We start from the raw sequence: 16,862 nt of genomic DNA on the forward strand, positions 1-16,862 counted from the left end.
GATAATTTGATCCCGACCGCGACCTAAGAATCTCATCCAGATTGTCGCAAGCGTCTCATCCTGATTGTCGCGCTATACCCAGGCGATCTTCCACGCCTTCATCGTCTCCCTGTTACCCGCCCAACACGTATAAACAATATCCCCGTTATGGCGATTTGATTTTACCTCACGTAGTGGTTTCCCATCGGGTCGGCGGACCGGCATATATTTGGGACCAAACCCTTCTTCGGTCAGCGGCCTCAATGCGGTCATCAGGTGAATATGTGGATTGCCGCCCTTGTCGTGATAGACCCAGTCAGCGATCATACCCTTCGAAGTCAGATTGCCCCGGACGAACTCCTGAACCAAACCGATATTCTCCGCCCGTGTCAGTTCCTCCGGCAGAGCAATAATCAACTCACGGGCAAGTTGTGCATCCACCCGCGTCTCAAATGCATCGACAGCATTCCACAGCACCTCACTTGCTTCAGCGACAGTCTTGCCTTCGATTGCCGACCTCAGCCACGCTGGAATATCTTCCGGCAACGCCAGTTCTTCATGGACCAAATCATCGTCGCCGCCGCGATAGTTAAACAAGGTTCCGGTCTGTTCGTCTCTCATCCGGGTGCGATGACGATAAGAGGCAGCAGAGATGATGTTGCGCCCCGCTCCCCTGCTGATCATCTGCGCTCGCACGAACATGATTGCCACAATATTCTCCTGACCATCTGACAACGCCAGCGAGTGCCCCCAGACAACCGCCCGTCGAAGGTCTCATAAGAGAAACGTCACCCAACGTTGACCGTTAAATTGATTAAACTATAAATATTTTATATAGTCAAATTTGAGTTGAGGTAGCTTTCTGCGGAAAAAAAAAATCCTCAGTACCTGACGAAAATGCATGAACTTAAAAATCAGCCAAATACGCAAACATGGAGATATTCATACAGTTAAGCTCAGCCATAGAGTTTCTCTATGTATGAACAGGTAGGTAGAGATCTCATCTCGCAGATCTAATCGTGCGGAATCCAGATAAGCGGCTTCAAGTGAAGGCAAACATATCCCTGTTCAATACCGCTCGCGGAAAACTCAATTTCGAATAGCAATTGTGGCTCGCCCCCAGCCATCGACCGTTAATCAAAAGTTTCTTCAAGCTGATAAAACTGGCGAGACCACAGGCAACATCGACGAGCATTAATGCTTGCGCGACAGCGGCAAAACGATGTTAGAAGCACTGGATTAACGGTACGAGAAAATTAGTCTTGTTCCTTTGCCTTGACAAAACCTGTAACCTTCAGCCAAATTTGAACAAATAGTGAACATGAAGGGTAAATGCAATGCGTATCACAGGAAAGCTCGACTATCTGGAAATGCCCGCGGCAAACGGATCGCTTGATGCGACGAAGAGTTTCTATGCACGAGCCTTTGGCTGGTCTTTCACTGATTATGGCCCGACTTATTCAGCCTTTTCGGAAGGACTGGACGGCGGTTTTGACGCCGATGGACAAGCGACAGCAAAGCCTCTGCCCGTGCTCTATGCGGCCCGGCTGGAAGATGCTCTGGAAGCCGTTACCGATGCGGGCGGCACTATCGTAAAGCCCATATTCTCTTTCCCCGGCGGGCGGCGTTTTCATTTCACCGATCCGGCCGGAAATGAACTGGCTGTCTGGAGCGACCGGTAATTCCGTTTGCGGCGGCAGTATATCGAGCGTCAGTGAATATGCTCGACGGAAGCGCGATCTACCGTTTCCATCTGCAAGGTGGTGTGGTGGAGATCAAACTTTTCCTGCAATACCTGCTCAACCGCGCGACGCACGATCTCGCTGTCTGCCCCATTGGCCAGCACGATATGCGCAGTCAGGGATTTCTGGTTCTTGGTCAGCGACCAGACGTGCAGGTCGTGGAGTGTCGCCACACCGGGCACAGCCAGAACGGCCTTCTGCAGATCATCGAGGTCAAGTCCAGCGGGAACGCCTTCCAGCAGAATATTGATGCATTCCTTGAGCAGAACCCATGTGCGCGGAAAGACCATGAAGCCGATACCGATGGCGATTAGTGAATCCACCCACTCCCATCCGGTCAGATAAATGATCACAGCGCCGACAATCACGCCGACAGAACCCAGCATATCCGCCCAGACTTCAAGATAAGCGCCCTTGACGTTCAAGCTTTCGTCCTTGTGCCCCATCAAGACCCGCATGGATATCAGATTGACGATCAGGCCAAGCACTGCAACGACCATCATGCCGACGGACTGCACATCGGCAGGACGCGAAACACGTTCATAGGCTTCATAAAGGATATAGAAAGCTACACCCAGCAACAGAAGCGCATTGACTGTCGCCGCGAGAATTTCAAAGCGGGCATAACCGTAGGTGCGAAGAATATCGGCTGGCCGTCGACCCAAATAGATGGCGATCAGGGCAAGGAGGAGCGCAAAACTATCCGTTGCCATGTGCATGGCATCGGATAAAAGCGCGAGACTGCCGGTGACGAAACTGCCGACGATCTCGGCAACCATGAAAAGGCTGGTCAGCGCAAAGGCGACCCATAATCTTGGAAGTGGCGTGTCGCTGACGTCTACGTGATCGTGATCGCCGCTCATGCCGTCCTCCGTTCAGATTATGTTTTAGAGCATTTCCTGTTTCTCATGAACCATTGGGAAAGCTCTATCTTTTTGTTTTTACGCATGTCTTTAATCCGAAATCGGTTCCCATTTTTAGGAGACATGCTCTAGCTTGCTTCGCGCAACTGTTCCGCAGTCTGCAAGTCCACGGAAACGAGCTGACTCACGCCCTGCTCGCCCATCGTCACACCGAAGAGACGGTTCATGCGAGCCATGGTAATCGGGTTATGCGTGATCACCACGAAGCGCGTTTCGGTCGAAGCCGCCATTTCATCCATCAGATTGCAATAGCGCTCGACATTATGGTCATCGAGCGGTGCATCCACTTCGTCGAGCACACAGATTGGTGCCGGATTGGTGAGAAACACTGCAAAAATGAGCGCCATAGCTGTCAGTGCCTGCTCACCGCCGGAAAGCAGCGTCATGGTCTGCGGCTTCTTACCGGGCGGACGGGCGAGAATTTCCAGACCAGCTTCCAGTGGATCATCGCTTTCGATCAGCTGCAATTCAGCCGTTCCGCCGCCAAAGAGATGCGTGAACAGACGCTGGAACTGCACATTCACCACGTCGAATGCAGCCAGCAGGCGCTCGCGTCCCTCGCGGTTGAGGCTCTGGATTGCCTGGCGCAGCTTCTTGATTGCCTCAATCACATCTTCACGCTCGGATACAATAGTATCGAGACGTCCTGACAGTTCTTCCTGTTCCTCATCGGCGCGCAAATTGACAGCACCGAGCCGCTCGCGCTCAATCTTCAACCGCTCCAGCTGGCGTTCCAGCTGATCGGGATCAGGCAAAGCTTCGTCCGGCCTTAAACCTGTCTGGCGAATAGCCTCATGCGGTGGGCAGTTCAAAGCTTCGGCAATACGGGCTTCGGCATCTTTGCGCCGCTCTTCTGCCGCCGCGAGACGTTCTTCGGCACGCGCCCTCTGTTCGCGGCTTGCCGCCAATTGCTGGATGGCAAGAGTTGCCATCTTGTCGAGTTCCGCTTGCGCGGCCTCGGCCTCAGCCAGAACATCGCCAGCCTGTTTTCGAAGGGTATCCGCCTGCGAAAGTTCGTTCAAAAGCGCCCGGCGGCGGTTCTCGATCTCGTCGGGCGCTTCCGCAAGAGCCTCGGCCTCATCTGCCGTTTCCGCACGACGATCATTCAGCGCAGCAATATGACGGTCAGCATTTTCAGCGCGGGATTTCCAGTTACGGCGTTCCAGCGCAATCATTTCCAGTCGCCGTTTGCGGGCGTCGGCTTCGCGCCGCAGCCCCTCATAGGCGGCGCGCGCTTCTGCCAGAGCCGTGCGATCCGACATGACTTCGCTGCTTAATGTGGCAAGGCGTTCGCCAATCGCATCTATATCCGGCATTTCGCCGAGCCGGTCTTCAGCTTCCGCGACCCGGATCTGCGCTTCTTCGAGGTTTTCTTCCAGATGCGCCTTGCTGTCTTCAAGACCCGCACGGCGTGTAGCCAACTGACCTGCTGCACGCTCGGCAGCCGCCAGGGCCTCACGGGCTTCATCAAGCTTGCGCTGGTTTGCACGCCATTGATCGCGCGCAACGCGCTCCTGCTCTACAGCCTCGCGGACGCCTGTCTCGGTGTGTTGCACATTCTGCTCGGCCTGCTCGACACGCTTGCGCGCGGCAATCGCTTCCTGTTCGAGCTCCGCCAGCCGGTTTTTCTGTGCCAGTCGCTGGGCTGCCGGGGTCGGCGCATCGGCGCTTGCCGTATAGCCATCCCAGCGCCAGAGCGCACCGGCCTGGCTCACCAGCCGCTGACCGGGCCGCAACATGGCCTGCAAGCGCTTGCCTTCGCTCTCCGAAACAACGCCAACCTGTGCCAGTCTCCGGCGCAATTGCCGCGGCCCTTCCACCAGCCGATCCAATGGCGTCACGCCTTCCGGCAAAGCGGGATCGGAACTGGCAGCAGGATTGTAAGCCCAGTAGACCGGCGCGTATTCATCGCTGGCCGCATCGAGATCTTCACCGAGTGCCGCACCGAGTGCTACTTCATAGCCCTTCTCGACACGCAACTCTTCAACCACCGGTGGGAATTGCCCCGTTTCACCAGCATTCAAAATACGGGCCAGCGTTTGCGCTTCCGTTTCGATGCGATTCAGTTCGGTACGCGCCTCGCTCAAAGGTTGGCGGCTGGCGGCTTCGGCTTCGCGCGCGCTTGCAACGAGCTCTTCCGCGCTTGCGACCATTTCCTCGGCCGAAGCCAGTGCGTCCGCACAGCGATCGACTACGATGCGCTTTTCCGCCGGATCGAACAATCCGCCGATCTGCTCCGCGACAGCAGCGATGTCGCGCGTTATCGTTTCCATCTGGGCAGAAAGCCGGTCACGACGGTCACGTGTTTCCTTCAGTGCCCGTTCAATCTGCACACGCTCTGCGGCGGCTTCAGCACGCTCAGCCGTCACACGGGACAATGCGTTTTCGCTATCCTGCAAGCGAATTTCCGCTTCCTCAAACAGCGCGTGCAGTTCCTGATCACGCTCGCCGGATTCTTCGGCAGAAGCGATCAACTCCTGCTCCTCGTCGTCGAGCCGCGCCAGAATGTCAGCATTCTCGCGCATCATTTCTTCTTCGCGCGCAATGTCGGCAGAAAACTGCTCAAGACGCTTTATCAGCTCTGCCCGGCGGGCACGAAGACGTTCGCCTTCCTCATCAAGCTGGGTTCTCGCAATGGAAAGACGCTGCAATGCGGCGGCGGCTTTCGCTTCGGCCTCGCGCAGTTCGGGTAGTTTGTGCGCGCCGACCGCCTGTGCCTTTGCCGCGTTCATCTGCGCTTGCGCCATGTCACCGACAGCTGAGGTTGCCTGCGCCAAGGCGCTTTGCGCTTCGCCTTCCTGTACCTTCGCCTGTGACCAGCGCAAATGCAGAAGTGCAGCTTCTGCCCGGCGAATATCTGCAGAAAGTGCCTTGAAGCGGTTCGCCTGCCGCGCCTGACGTTTCAGACTTTCGATCTGGCTTCCTAACTCGCCAACCACATCGTCGAGACGCTCAAGATTGGTTTCGGCAGCGCGAAGGCGCAACTCGGCCTCATGGCGGCGGGTGTGCAGGCCGGAAATACCAGCCGCTTCTTCCAGGAGCGCGCGACGTGCTTGCGGCTTTGCCTGAATAAGCTCACCAATACGCCCCTGCCCGACCATCGACGGTGAACGTGCGCCGGTGGACTGGTCCGCAAAGAGAAGCTGCACGTCCTTGGCGCGCGCTTCCTTGCCATTGATGCGATAGACCGATCCTGACTCCCGTTCGATGCGGCGAGAGACCTGCAATTCGTCTGCATCATTATAAGCGGCAGGCGCTGTGCGATCGGAATTATCGAGAAAAAGCGTGACTTCGGCAGTATTGCGCGCGGGCCGCGTGGCCGAGCCTGAAAAGATCACATCGTCCATGCCGGAGGCTCGCATGTTCTTGTATGAGTTTTCACCCATCACCCAGCGCAGCGCTTCAACCAGATTGGACTTGCCGCAGCCATTCGGGCCGACTACGCCAGTCAGTCCGCCTTCGATGACGAACTCCATGGGCTCGACGAAGGATTTGAAACCGACAAGGCGCAGCTTGGAGAAGCGCATCAGAATGCCCCTCCCATTGTGACTTCAGAAACATAAAAAGCGGGCGCAGAGGAGCGCCCGCTTATCGATCTGAAAAACGGATTAGAGAAGCTTGTCGATGATTGCCGACATTTCGTCAACCGAAAGCGCTCCAGCGTATTTTTGTCCGTTAATGAAGAAAGTCGGCGTTGCACTCACACCGAAATCCTTCGATCCACGCTCCATCGTTGCTCTCACATCATCGAGAACTTGCTGGTTCGTCAAGCAAGCTTTGAAGGACTCCTGTGTAAAACCGGCAAGTTTTGCAATTTGCAGGAGAGCTGCTTCACCATCTTCAGCGGTCGCCCACTGCTGCTGCTGCTTGAAGAAAACGTCGACCATAGGGAAGTAACGGTCTTCCGGGGCGCAGCGCGCGAGCATGAAAGCGGCGGTCGCGCGCGGATCGAACGGGAACTCACGGAAGATGAGCCGTGCTTTGCCCGTATCGATATATTTTTCCTTGATTTTAGGGAATGTATTGATCGTGAAATCTGCGCAATGCGGGCAGGTCAGCGATGCATATTCAACGATGGTGACCGGTGCATCAGCCTTGCCGTAGACCATGTCCTTCAGCTTGCCGGGTTCGGCAATCTTGGCCGCATCGACAGTGCCTTCAGGATCGCGCTGCTGCGCATTCGCGCCACCGGCAAAAGCCAGCCCGGCAGCGGCCGCTCCAGCAAGAGAAATAACGTGTCTGCGATTAAACGCTGCAGGCATCCGAATCATCCAGTCCTGTTTCAATAGTTGACTTCGACATACAATCTAAAGCGGCAGGCCGCACTTCGCTAGACCCACAGCGTTCACATGAAAGTCAGCACCTTGGATTATTTGTCTTCAAATTTGCGACAATAAACCAAGATGCCAAACACAAACTGCTGAAAGCTTGCATCAAATTTATGGCAGCGAGCCAAATTCAACTATCCTTGTCTTTTCGACCAGCCGTCCGCTTCTCTGCGAGAATGTTCTTGCCAAGGCGCGCAAGAGCTGCACGAAGCGCATCGTCTTCGATACCGTCCGTAGCCTTTTCGATGCGACGCTCTTCGGCAGGCCCAAGCGGTGCCAGCCGCTTTATGCGGCGCTTGGCCGGGATGATCGGCGGCTTCTGCTCGATGCGAATGCGCCCAACTGCGGAGAAGCCGAGAAAGCCATTGATGCGGCTGATGATCTCGCCTGTTTCATGCTGAACCTGCAGGGCTGCGAACCCTTCGCAGGCTATAATCAGCGTTGCAGGTGAAAACGGATCATCCTCGCGCAGACGACGCGGCCAGATAATGCGCAAAGGGCGGGAGGTCGCGCCGATGGCGGGACCGACAATATCTTCCCATGACTGAAGCAAGGCGAGATTGATGCCGGCACGCTTTTGCAGCATCGGATCCACCAGACCCGAAGCCATATCTGCCAGCGACCTGAAGCCGCGCCTGGATGTCGGTTCGCTCATCGCGCTCCATTATAGCCGCGAAACCATTCCACGAACAAAGGAATACCCTGATCGAGCGTGGTTTTCGGGCTAAAGCCAAGGTCTCGTGCAGCAAGAGTGATGTCGGCATAGGTGCGGGGCACATCAGCAGCTGGCATGGGTTCCAGCTTGCGAATTGCCTCCCTGCCAGTCGCTTTTTCGATAGCTGCGATAAAGTCGTTGAGCATGACCGGCCGATTGTTACCGAGATTGTAGACCGGTGCTGTATCCTCAGGTTCGTCGAGAATACGTCTTACCGCCCCAACCACTCCGCTGACTATGTCCTCCACAAAGGTGAAGTCCCGCTGCATCTCGCCATTATTGAATACGCGGATCGGCTCCCCCTTAAGGATCGCGGATGTGAACAGCCAAGGCGCCATGTCAGGCCGCCCATAGGGACCGTAGACCGTAAAGAAACGCAAACCGGTGGAGTAGAGTTTGTGCACGTGACGGTATGAGTAGGCCAGTAATTCGCCGGAGCGCTTTGTTGCCGCATAGATGGAGACCGGGTGATCGACGGGATCGCTTTCCGAGAAAGGCACCTTTTCGTTCGCGCCATAGACCGACGATGAGCTCGCGTAGACGACCGGCGGACGTTTCTCCATTCTCAACGCGGTTTCGAAAACGGTTATCTGTCCCTGCACATTGGCAGAAATATAGGCCGCTGGGTTCTCTATTGAATATCGCACACCTGCCTGTGCTGCGAGGTGCACAATGACATCCGCATCTCGATCAGAGCCGATTGCCGTGTTGAACGCTTCTGCATCGGAGATATCCGCCTTCGCAAACCGGAAGCCGTCACACATGTGAAGCTTGGAAAGACGGGTTTCTTTCAATGCGACCGGATAGTAGTCGTTCACATTGTCGATGCCGATCACCTGCCAGCCTTCATCCAACAGACGCTGTGCCGTATGAAACCCGATAAATCCGGCTGCACCCGTTACAATCGCTTTCATGCCGGTGATTTCTTTCCGAAAATATACGAGGTGAGTCCTGTGCGCCTTGCCGCCATGACCCGCCGAGATGCAGCAGCGTTCAACGCTGCGAGGAAGAACATGGTCGAGGATATGGTGACCTCGTGCAAAAGCGGATTGTGCAACATGCCGTAGCTGCCACACACCACCGCGAAGTAGAGCAAGGCTCGCCGCATCGCCCAGCTATCGGCAGTCCGCCACAAATAAACAAAGATCGAGATAAAAGCTCCAGCCATGAAGATGAGACCGACAATGCCATCGTTCAGCAATTCATCAAGGACCGTATTGTGGACATGGCGGAAACCGTCCAGCATCACAGCCTTGTCTCCGGCCTCTGCCCGCACATAGTCCATTTTCGAATAGGAACCGACGCCTGTAAACGGGTGCGCCACGATAACGCGGGACGCGCTTTTCCACATTACCTCGCGGATATCAGCAGAAACCTTGTCCTCCCAATTGGAACTGTTGCCGGTGTCGTAATATTCAACCATTCCGGAAAACCGTTTGGAAATTATATCGCCGACGGGACCGACAACGACAAGAGCCGCGATTGCAGCAAACAGTACAGCGTAAGCCGCTCCCTGTTGCCTGATGCTGAACCGCCTCAGGAAAATAAGGATTTCTACGGCTGCAAATATCGGCAACACAACGATGACTGCTCGTGTTTCAGAGGTCAAAACTGCGGTGAACCCAAGAACCAGCCAATGTGGACCGTTCGGCAAGTAGCGCGGAGCCTTGCGCAACGGAATTGCAGCAGAGATAGCCGCTACTCCGGCAACGAATGCAAAGACTGCTTGATTACCGCCTATGCCAATGCGCCCGCCATTGGTCACGGAAAGATAGACTGCGATAATGACGGCAAGCAGCGTTCCTACACGCGCGCCAAGGACATAGGCCCGCAGAGGATCGCGGACAAGCACCATCCCCGAACCCGCAAAAGCGAAAATGGTGATGAGCAGGGTGTAACCAATCTGCCGGTTATCCTGAAAAGGTTCGCCCCGTAACAGGATCAGACCTAACGACCAGACGGCATAGAGGATTATGAAGAGATAGAATTTTTTGGCGAACATGCGCGTCGTCGCGTGGCGTCCGCAGGCAAGATAAATACCAATGCATGAAAAGATAAAAAGTATCAGCGGTCCAAGCCCGATCCGAATGGGCATGGCTGCTGACGCGGCTCCAATGACCCAAGAGTCCACTCGGCGACGCAGCAGAAAAGATTTTTTAAAGTAACTCAACCCTAACCCTCTCTTAAGCTCTTCTTATGAAGAGCGTAGGCGATTCGTCTGGCATAGTCAGTCACTCGAAACAAAAGGGTGCTTATCCTTTTGTATGCCGGTAGTCGCTTCTTGGCGTAGGTAGCGCGCCCCTGAGCAATCGTAGAAATCGCGATATCGGAAAACTCGACGACCGGCTTGTCGGTCGTAAAAATTTGATACGCGCCAGCCCACCCTCTTTCCAATGCGACATCATAAGGCAGCCGCATGGGACGGAGTGCCTTTAGCATTTTCGACGCACCTTCACGGGTTACGACATATGCCGCTGAACTACCCAGCGGACCATGCAGGCAGCGACCTATGGAGAACTGATCGTCAACTCTTTGAAAGGATCGAAACGCAGCTACTCTGTGATTAACAAGCTTCATCGCATCCCAACCCGTCACCTTCGTCAAATGCGTCAGGAACGGTTGAAATGCAGAGGTAAAAACGACGTCGTCTTCCACGATAACAGCGAACGGTTCTGGCGCGATGGCTATGGTTTCCAATGCCCCTATATGGCTGAAATAGCAGCCGATTTCCGCAGGCAACGCCACTTTACCATGCCAACGGCGGAATCCTGCATCATCAAAATCCGTCAGTTCTTCCGGAGACAACAGCTTGCCCTCGACGGCTTCCACGCGCCGGAGTTCGATCGAAAGCGCATCCGCATTGGATTTCAACCTGTCCCAGCGATCCCGTGACCGCGCAAGATTGATGACATAGACAGGTACAGAATGGTCCACTTATTCTCTTTCCAATGGGGCACATCAGGAGACTCATGCGAGACTTTTATGCGCTAAGCCCCAATATGCACAGCATTGTTTCTATCAATTGTAAAAATAAGGCATTAATCAGAATGCAGCCCAATTGTGACCCGATGCCCTTCCCATGTTGAATTCCACCACATCCACTCGAAGCACAAAGCTCCTGCGCTGGTATGACCGACACCATCGCGTTTTGCCGTGGCGTGTAGGTCCTGCCGAACAGGCATCCGGCGCAAAACCTGATCCCTATCGGGTCTGGCTCTCCGAAATCATGCTTCAGCAGACAACAGTGGAGACGGTCAAGTCCTACTTCATGAAGTTCGTTGAACGCTGGCCTTCCGTTCAGGCCATCGCACAGGCAAGCGAAGACGATATTCTGCGGGCATGGGCCGGGCTCGGTTATTATTCGCGTGCGCGCAATCTGAAGAAATGTGCTGACGCCGTAGCCTCGCAGCATAACGGCAGATTTCCAGACAACGCCATTGCATTGAAGGATCTGCCCGGCATCGGGGATTACACTTCCGCCGCGATTGCAGCAATTGCCTTTGGCGAAGCGGTTGCCGTCGTCGACGGCAATGTGGAGCGCGTCATTTCACGACTTTACACAATCGACACGCCCCTGCCCGCAGCGAAAACGGAAATCCGCGCACTCATGGGGCAGTTGACCCCAATCGACAGGCCGGGAGATTTCGCTCAGGCTATGATGGATCTGGGTGCAACCATTTGCACGCCGCGACGCCCAGCCTGTGCGATCTGCCCCCTCAGTGATGACTGCATGGCTCTCAAATCTCGAGATCCGGAGGAGTTTCCGGTTAAAGCTCCTAAAGCGGAAAAACCCGTTCGCACCGGCGCGGCATTCGTCGCCATTGCCCGGGATCGTTCAATCCTCCTGCGCAAGCGAAAAGGGGAAGGCTTGCTTGCCGGGATGACCGAGGTTCCGGGCAGTCACTGGACCGCGCGTATAGACGGAGATGCAACAATCGACGCAGCACCGTTCCCGGCACAATGGATCTCTTCCGGTTCAATCAAGCATGTTTTTACGCATTTCGAGCTGCGATTGGCGGTCTATCGCTCCGAGAATGTCAGCAAGGCATTGTCCAACGAGGGATGGTGGTCCCGACCAGACGAGCTTTCGGATGAGGCACTGCCAACCGTCATGAAAAAGGCGATCACCGCCGCCATACCAGAAGCTTTCAAACGAGGGAGGAGAAACCATTGAGCAGTCCCGTCAAGCACGTCGTCTTCGATATCGGCAAGGTTCTGATCCACTATGATCCTGAACTTGCCTATCTGGATGTCATTCCCGATGCTTCGGAACGGCGTTGGTTTCTGGAAAACATCTGCACCAGCGCATGGAATATCGAGCAGGATCGCGGCAGAACCTGGCAGGAAGCGGAAGCGCTTCTGATTGATATACATCCGGAGAAAAGCGATCATATCCGAGCGTTCCGGCAAAACTGGAACCGCATGGTGCCACATGCTTATGAGGACAGTGTCAAGATTTTGCGCAGCCTGATTGACCATGGCAACGATGTTACCATGCTGACGAATTTTGCTTCAGACACTTTCCGCGAAGCACAAACACGCTTTCCATTTCTGACCGAAAGCCGAGGTGTCACCGTATCGGGTGACGTCCGCATGCTGAAGCCTGACCGGGAAATTTACGACCACCACGTTGCATCCTTCGACCTCGATCCTGCGGCAACGCTTTTCATCGATGACACGATGCACAATGTGGATGGCGCCAGACAGGCCGGATGGCAGGCCGTGCATTTTACGGATACGGACAAGCTGAGCGCCGATTTGAAAGCTTTGGGCCTCACTTTCTAAATCTTAAATAGCGAAGGCGCCCGAAGCCGATGCTTCGAGCGCCTCACTATCAGACTATGCTGGAGGCCGTCCGATAACTTGTCGTTTGCGCATCTTATCCGAAAACCGCTTCGCAATTTTCGGGATGCGCCCTAAGCGCCTGCGACTGCCATCTGGTCACGAATGACCTTGCGCAAGGCATCAATTGGCTTCAACGCGCCGTTTTCCTCGTAGTGCCAGAAAGTCCATCCATTGCAGGCATCAAAGCCCTGAACCTTTGCACCGATACGATGGATCGAACCCGCTTCACCGTTGGCAGCCAGCGTACCATCGGCGCGAACAATGGCAGCAAAACGGCGACGTTCATCACAAAGCACCGTGCCGGGGCGAAGGAGGCCCGCTTCGAGAACGCTGGTGAATGCCACACGCGGTTCGGCCCGTTTGCCAGTCATCACCGTCAGTTCGGCCTTGCCTAGCGGCTCGACAGCATCAATGCGCGCTGTTGCAGCGTCGATATAGCTCTGCTCGCGTTCGATACCGACGAAATGACGTCCGAGGCGCTTGGCAACCGCACCCGTCGTACCGGAACCGAAGAACGGGTCGAGAATGACGTCGCCCGGCTTGCTGGAGGCCATCATGATGCGGGCAAGCAATGCTTCCGGCTTCTGGGTTGGATGAACCTTGTCGCCATTTTCGTCTTTCAGGCGTTCGGAACCGGTGCAGATCGGGAAGAGCCAGTCCGAGCGCATCTGTACGTCGTCATTGGCGGCCTTCATCGCTTCATAATTGAAGGTGTAGCCTTTGCCTTTCTGATCACGCGAGGCCCAAATCAGCGTTTCATGGGCGTTCTGGAAGCGACGACCACGAAAATTTGGCATCGGGTTCGTCTTGCGCCAGATGACATCGTTCAAAAGCCAGAAGCCGAGATCCTGCAGTTGCGAACCGACCCGGAAGATGTTGTGGTAGGAGCCGATGACCCAGATGGTGCCATTCGGCTTCAGGACACGACGGCAGGCCATAAGCCATGCACGGGTGAAGGCATCATAGGCCTGAAAGCTTTCGAACTGATCCCAGTGATCATCAACTGCGCTGACCATCGACTGGTCGGGACGATGCAAATCGCCGCCCAGCTGGAGGTTATAGGGAGGATCGGCAAAAATGACGTCCACGGAATGATCCGGCAGGCGTTCCAGAGCCGCTACGCAATCACCTTTGATGATGGAGTCAAGCCACGCGGTACGCGGAGCCTCGATGGGCAACTCATGTGCAAGACGTACAAGAGACATGGGATACTCGATTACCTGTGGACGCAAAAAACTTGTCCTTATGGTTACCGGGTAGGGTAAATATGCAGTTAACGCCAAGTGATTGAAATCGTAAATCTTTTCTTAATCGAGGTGGAAAGTCCGCAGTTCCGGGCTTTTCAAGGTTAATTGACGTTCGACATTTTGCCGCCTGTCATCTTAACGCCGTGATCGCTATGCAATTGTAACTTTAACCTCTGGCCCTTGATAAGGCTTGGTTATTCCTTTTTGCCTATAATCGGCAGTCAACTTCTGATTTTGCGTGGCGGGCATGCGGGCCGCCCGCGTGCCCGGTGTATTTTATGATGAATATCGCTGAACTGCGACATAACCGGTATTTGCGGGTTCTATTTGTACCCTTTCGCATGCGTGCACTGGTTCGCGGCAGCGAAATAGGTCTCGTTATCGCCGGTACCATCATCGGCATCATTTCAGGGCTGATGGTTGCCGCTATTGGCAGTATTTCCCAATGGATGCATCAGGCAATCTTCGCGCTTGAACCCGGCGAGAAACTGAGCTCGGCGGCATCACTGCAACCCAGCGCTTATATTGCTCCCCTTGCCGGTGGCATCTTGATGGGGATCGTGATCTGGATTCTCGCGCGCTGGCGCAAGCGTCCGATCGTGGATCCTATCGAGGCGAATGCACTCCATGGCGGCCGTCTCTCGCTGACGGACAGCTTTATCCTCGTCGGACAGAACCTGATTTCCAACGGCTTCGGTGCTTCTGTCGGCCTCGAAGCCGCATATACGCAGCTTGCGAGCGGTTTTGCATCCCGTATCGGCCGGGCGCTCAAACTTCGTCGCGCAGATTTGCGAACACTGGTTGGTTGCGGCGCTGCGGCTGCCATTGCAAGCGCCTTCAACGCCCCCCTGACTGGTGCATTCTATGCATTCGAACTCATCATCGGCGTCTATTCGATTGCCACGCTGGCGCCCGTCGTCGTGGCAGCCATAGTTGGTGCACTGGTGACGCAGGCAATCGGTGGGGCGCCGTTCATCATCGATATCGGTCAGATAAACGACATCACGCCGCGCGACTATGTGCCAGCACTCGTTCTGGGTTTCTTTTCGGCAGGTATTGCAATTCTCATCATGCGTGGAGTCACTTTTGTTGAAACGACCGCCCGACGCAGCATAGTGCCCAATGTTTTGGCGCCAGCAATCGGTGGCGCCGTTGTCGGTATGATCGCGTTCTTTTCTCCGCAGGTTCTGGCATCGGGCCACGGAGCGTTACACCTCGATCTGAATGCAAACATTACAATACCGGCATTGTTGCTGCTGATCTTCACCAAGTCTCTCGCTTCCGCTGTCTCCATCGGTGCGGGCTTTCGTGGGGGCTTGTTCTTCGCATCGCTGTTTCTGGGTGCCCTGACGGGCAAGCTGTTTGCAGCCGTGGCCGGAGCCGTTCTACCTGCCGGTCTGGCACTTGCACCTGAAGTATATGCAGTTATCGGCATGAGCTCACTTGCCGTCGCAGTCGTTGGCGGTCCGATGACCATGACCTTCCTTGCATTGGAACTTACCGGCGATTTTCCAATCGCCATGCTAGTCCTCGGAGCTGTCGTCTCGTCCTCACTGATGGTGCGGAAGACCTTCGGTTACTCCTTCGCAACATGGCGCTTCCATCTACGTGGCGAGGCCATCCGGTCCGCCCACGATATCGGCTGGATACGCAATCTAACCGTAAACCGGATGATGCGTCACGACGTGCGGACCGTCCTGATAGATACCGACATCGAAACATTCCGGCATGATTTCCCGCTTGGATCGACCCAGCGCGTGATCGCGGTCGATGATGAAGGACGCTATGTCGGCATGATCCCTGTTCCGGAAGTCTATTCCGACAGTTTCGACACATCCGACGGAGAGCACAATATCCGCGAGCTTCTCAAATATCAGGACGAGTTTCTATTGCCCCAGATGAATGCCAAGGAAGCCGTCGCGCGTTTTGACCGGGCAGAAAGCGAAGCGCTGGCCGTGGTAAACAATGCGCAGGAGCGCAAGGTACTTGGCCTTCTGAGTGAAGCACACACGCTACGTCGCTACAGCGAAGAACTCGACCGGCGGCGGCGCGAAGTTTCCGGGGAGGTCTGAATTCGCACCAACCCCGATTTGACGGCTTCGCCATAAAGGTGTAGCTCAATCGCGGTGTTTCCGGCTGCTGCCGGTGCCCACTCCTCCCAATAAAAAGGCTATGATCATGGCGGCACCGTCCCTCATCATTTTCGATTGCGATGGCGTTTTGGTGGATTCCGAAATCATCGCGGCAGAAGTCGAATCCGCCCTCCTCACCGAAGCCGGTTATCAGATCGCGGCTGATGAAATGGCCGAGCGTTTTGCCGGTCTGACGTGGCAGGATATTCTTCTGACGGTAGAGCGCGAAGCCGGAATTCCGCTTTCAGCATCACTTCTCGACAAATCCGAAAAAATTCTGGACGAGAAGCTTGAGAACGAAGTTCAGGCGGTTGAGGATATCGTGGATGTGGTCTCGGCGCTGAAACTGCCGAAGTGCATCTGCTCCAATTCGACCAGCCATCGGTTGGAAAGCATGCTGAAACGTGTCGGCCTTTACGAACTGTTTGCGCCGAACATCTTTTCGGCCAAGGAAGTCGGCACCAAAAAGACCAAACCTGCGCCGGACGTGTTCCTTTATGCGGCCGAGCAATTCGGAGTCGATCCGAAAGATGTAATCGTGATTGAAGATTCCGCGCATGGCATTCAGGGTGCTCGCGCTGCTGGCATGCGTGTGATCGGCTTTACGGGTGGTGCTCACACCTATCCGGGGCATGCCGACAAGCTGACCGATGCCGGTGCGGAAACCGTCATCCATCGCCACAAGGACCTGCCGAGCGTTATCGAGGCCCTGTCCGTCTGGACCGATGCCTGAGTGAATTGATCCGACGCCTGGCTATTGTCAGGCGGCGGATTGCTTGTTGCGCCCCTTGGGCGGGGCATTGAGAATTGCCAGAAGCTCTTCGGCTTCACTCTCCGAGAGGCCGATCAGCATACGGGTTCCCATGATGACGGGTTCGCCAGTGGACGTATCGAAGATCGCCCAGGTGTCCGTCGGTTCGAGAATGCGTTCATATTTCTGTTTCATGAGAA

General features: G+C 55.2%; 14 protein-coding genes and 1 pseudogene. 5 read left to right on the forward strand and 10 right to left on the reverse strand.

Going from position 1 to position 16,862, the window contains the following annotated elements:
* Positions 1–78 precede the first annotated feature (78 nt).
* Positions 79–690, reverse strand: a pseudogene (locus FG152_RS07665) (MobA/MobL family protein); the annotation flags it as partial.
* A gap of 626 nt (positions 691–1,316) precedes the next feature.
* On the opposite strand from FG152_RS07665, the gene FG152_RS07670 reads away from it, so the two are divergent.
* A complete protein-coding gene (locus FG152_RS07670) occupies positions 1,317–1,661 on the forward strand; it encodes a VOC family protein (protein WP_010658430.1) in 345 nt (114 codons plus the stop codon).
* A gap of 29 nt (positions 1,662–1,690) precedes the next feature.
* On the opposite strand, the gene FG152_RS07675 is transcribed toward FG152_RS07670, so the two are convergent.
* The 7 genes from FG152_RS07675 to FG152_RS07705 all read right to left on the reverse strand — a co-directional run bounded on the left by FG152_RS07675 (position 1,691) and on the right by FG152_RS07705 (position 10,621).
* On the reverse strand, positions 1,691–2,584 hold the full coding sequence (locus tag FG152_RS07675) for a cation diffusion facilitator family transporter (protein WP_498985742.1): 894 nt from the start codon (positions 2,582–2,584) through the stop codon (positions 1,691–1,693).
* 128 nt (positions 2,585–2,712) lie between these two features.
* Positions 2,713–6,171 (reverse strand): chromosome segregation protein SMC, encoded by a 3,459-nt coding sequence (gene smc, locus FG152_RS07680; protein WP_498985744.1) that lies wholly within the window; start codon positions 6,169–6,171, stop codon positions 2,713–2,715.
* A gap of 81 nt (positions 6,172–6,252) precedes the next feature.
* Complete coding sequence (locus FG152_RS07685) at positions 6,253–6,906, reverse strand: DsbA family protein (protein ID WP_010658427.1); 654 nt, start codon at positions 6,904–6,906, stop codon at positions 6,253–6,255.
* Between the two features lie 196 nt (positions 6,907–7,102).
* Positions 7,103–7,627 (reverse strand): DUF721 domain-containing protein, encoded by a 525-nt coding sequence (locus tag FG152_RS07690; protein ID WP_454622699.1) that lies wholly within the window; start codon positions 7,625–7,627, stop codon positions 7,103–7,105.
* Positions 7,624–8,601 (reverse strand): SDR family NAD(P)-dependent oxidoreductase, encoded by a 978-nt coding sequence (locus FG152_RS07695; protein WP_105528889.1) that lies wholly within the window; start codon positions 8,599–8,601, stop codon positions 7,624–7,626. The genes FG152_RS07690 and FG152_RS07695 overlap by 4 nt, the downstream gene beginning before the upstream one ends.
* On the reverse strand, positions 8,598–9,689 hold the full coding sequence (locus FG152_RS07700) for an O-antigen ligase family protein (RefSeq protein ID WP_454623521.1): 1,092 nt from the start codon (positions 9,687–9,689) through the stop codon (positions 8,598–8,600). Before FG152_RS07700 ends, FG152_RS07695 begins: the two co-directional genes overlap by 4 nt.
* A gap of 170 nt (positions 9,690–9,859) precedes the next feature.
* The gene (locus FG152_RS07705) at positions 9,860–10,621 is read right to left on the reverse strand and encodes a glycosyltransferase family 25 protein (protein WP_213506755.1); all 762 of its coding nucleotides are present in this window, start codon (positions 10,619–10,621) and stop codon (positions 9,860–9,862) included.
* A 145-nt stretch (positions 10,622–10,766) separates the two neighbouring features.
* On the opposite strand from FG152_RS07705, the gene mutY reads away from it, so the two are divergent.
* Positions 10,767–11,861 (forward strand): A/G-specific adenine glycosylase, encoded by a 1,095-nt coding sequence (gene mutY, locus FG152_RS07710; protein ID WP_498985751.1) that lies wholly within the window; start codon positions 10,767–10,769, stop codon positions 11,859–11,861.
* Positions 11,858–12,472, forward strand: a complete 615-nt coding sequence (locus FG152_RS07715; protein ID WP_213506759.1) for an HAD family hydrolase — start codon at positions 11,858–11,860, stop codon at positions 12,470–12,472. Before mutY ends, FG152_RS07715 begins: the two co-directional genes overlap by 4 nt.
* Positions 12,473–12,603: 131 nt before the next feature.
* On the opposite strand, the gene FG152_RS07720 is transcribed toward FG152_RS07715, so the two are convergent.
* Positions 12,604–13,737 carry a site-specific DNA-methyltransferase gene (locus FG152_RS07720; protein ID WP_012090866.1) on the reverse strand — a complete coding sequence of 378 codons (1,134 nt, stop codon included), beginning with the start codon at positions 13,735–13,737 and terminating at the stop codon, positions 12,604–12,606.
* Between the two features lie 323 nt (positions 13,738–14,060).
* Here FG152_RS07720 and FG152_RS07725 point away from each other — a divergent pair, with 323 nt between their 5' ends.
* Positions 14,061–15,851, forward strand: a complete 1,791-nt coding sequence (locus FG152_RS07725; RefSeq protein WP_454502880.1) for a chloride channel protein — start codon at positions 14,061–14,063, stop codon at positions 15,849–15,851.
* Positions 15,852–15,957: 106 nt separating this feature from the next.
* Positions 15,958–16,644, forward strand: coding sequence for an HAD family hydrolase (locus FG152_RS07730; protein WP_375850763.1), 687 nt, complete (start codon positions 15,958–15,960; stop codon positions 16,642–16,644).
* A 27-nt stretch (positions 16,645–16,671) separates the two neighbouring features.
* Here FG152_RS07730 and FG152_RS07735 read toward each other — a convergent pair whose 3' ends face one another.
* The gene (locus FG152_RS07735) at positions 16,672–16,857 is read right to left on the reverse strand and encodes a hypothetical protein (RefSeq protein ID WP_012090863.1); all 186 of its coding nucleotides are present in this window, start codon (positions 16,855–16,857) and stop codon (positions 16,672–16,674) included.
* Positions 16,858–16,862 lie beyond the last annotated feature (5 nt).

Source organism: Ochrobactrum sp. XJ1, assembly GCF_024701725.1.
Classification (GTDB): domain Bacteria; phylum Pseudomonadota; class Alphaproteobacteria; order Rhizobiales; family Rhizobiaceae; genus Brucella; species Brucella anthropi.

Excerpts from the sequence above, each read along its gene's own strand:
- FG152_RS07690 (WP_454622699.1), bottom strand. The coding sequence starts at position 7,627 with ATGAGCGAACCGACATCCAGGCGCGGCTTCAGGTCGCTGGCAGATATG.
- FG152_RS07735 (WP_012090863.1), bottom strand. The coding sequence starts at position 16,857 with ATGAAACAGAAATATGAACGCATTCTCGAACCGACGGACACCTGGGCG.
- FG152_RS07720 (WP_012090866.1), bottom strand. The coding sequence starts at position 13,737 with ATGTCTCTTGTACGTCTTGCACATGAGTTGCCCATCGAGGCTCCGCGT.
- FG152_RS07695 (WP_105528889.1), bottom strand. The coding sequence starts at position 8,601 with ATGAAAGCGATTGTAACGGGTGCAGCCGGATTTATCGGGTTTCATACG.
- smc (WP_498985744.1), bottom strand. The coding sequence starts at position 6,171 with ATGCGCTTCTCCAAGCTGCGCCTTGTCGGTTTCAAATCCTTCGTCGAG.
- mutY (WP_498985751.1), top strand. The coding sequence starts at position 10,767 with ATGTTGAATTCCACCACATCCACTCGAAGCACAAAGCTCCTGCGCTGG.
- FG152_RS07685 (WP_010658427.1), bottom strand. The coding sequence starts at position 6,906 with ATGCCTGCAGCGTTTAATCGCAGACACGTTATTTCTCTTGCTGGAGCG.
- FG152_RS07675 (WP_498985742.1), bottom strand. The coding sequence starts at position 2,584 with ATGAGCGGCGATCACGATCACGTAGACGTCAGCGACACGCCACTTCCA.
- FG152_RS07730 (WP_375850763.1), top strand. The coding sequence starts at position 15,958 with ATGGCGGCACCGTCCCTCATCATTTTCGATTGCGATGGCGTTTTGGTG.
- FG152_RS07700 (WP_454623521.1), bottom strand. The coding sequence starts at position 9,689 with ATGTTCGCCAAAAAATTCTATCTCTTCATAATCCTCTATGCCGTCTGG.
- FG152_RS07725 (WP_454502880.1), top strand. The coding sequence starts at position 14,061 with ATGAATATCGCTGAACTGCGACATAACCGGTATTTGCGGGTTCTATTT.
- FG152_RS07670 (WP_010658430.1), top strand. The coding sequence starts at position 1,317 with ATGCGTATCACAGGAAAGCTCGACTATCTGGAAATGCCCGCGGCAAAC.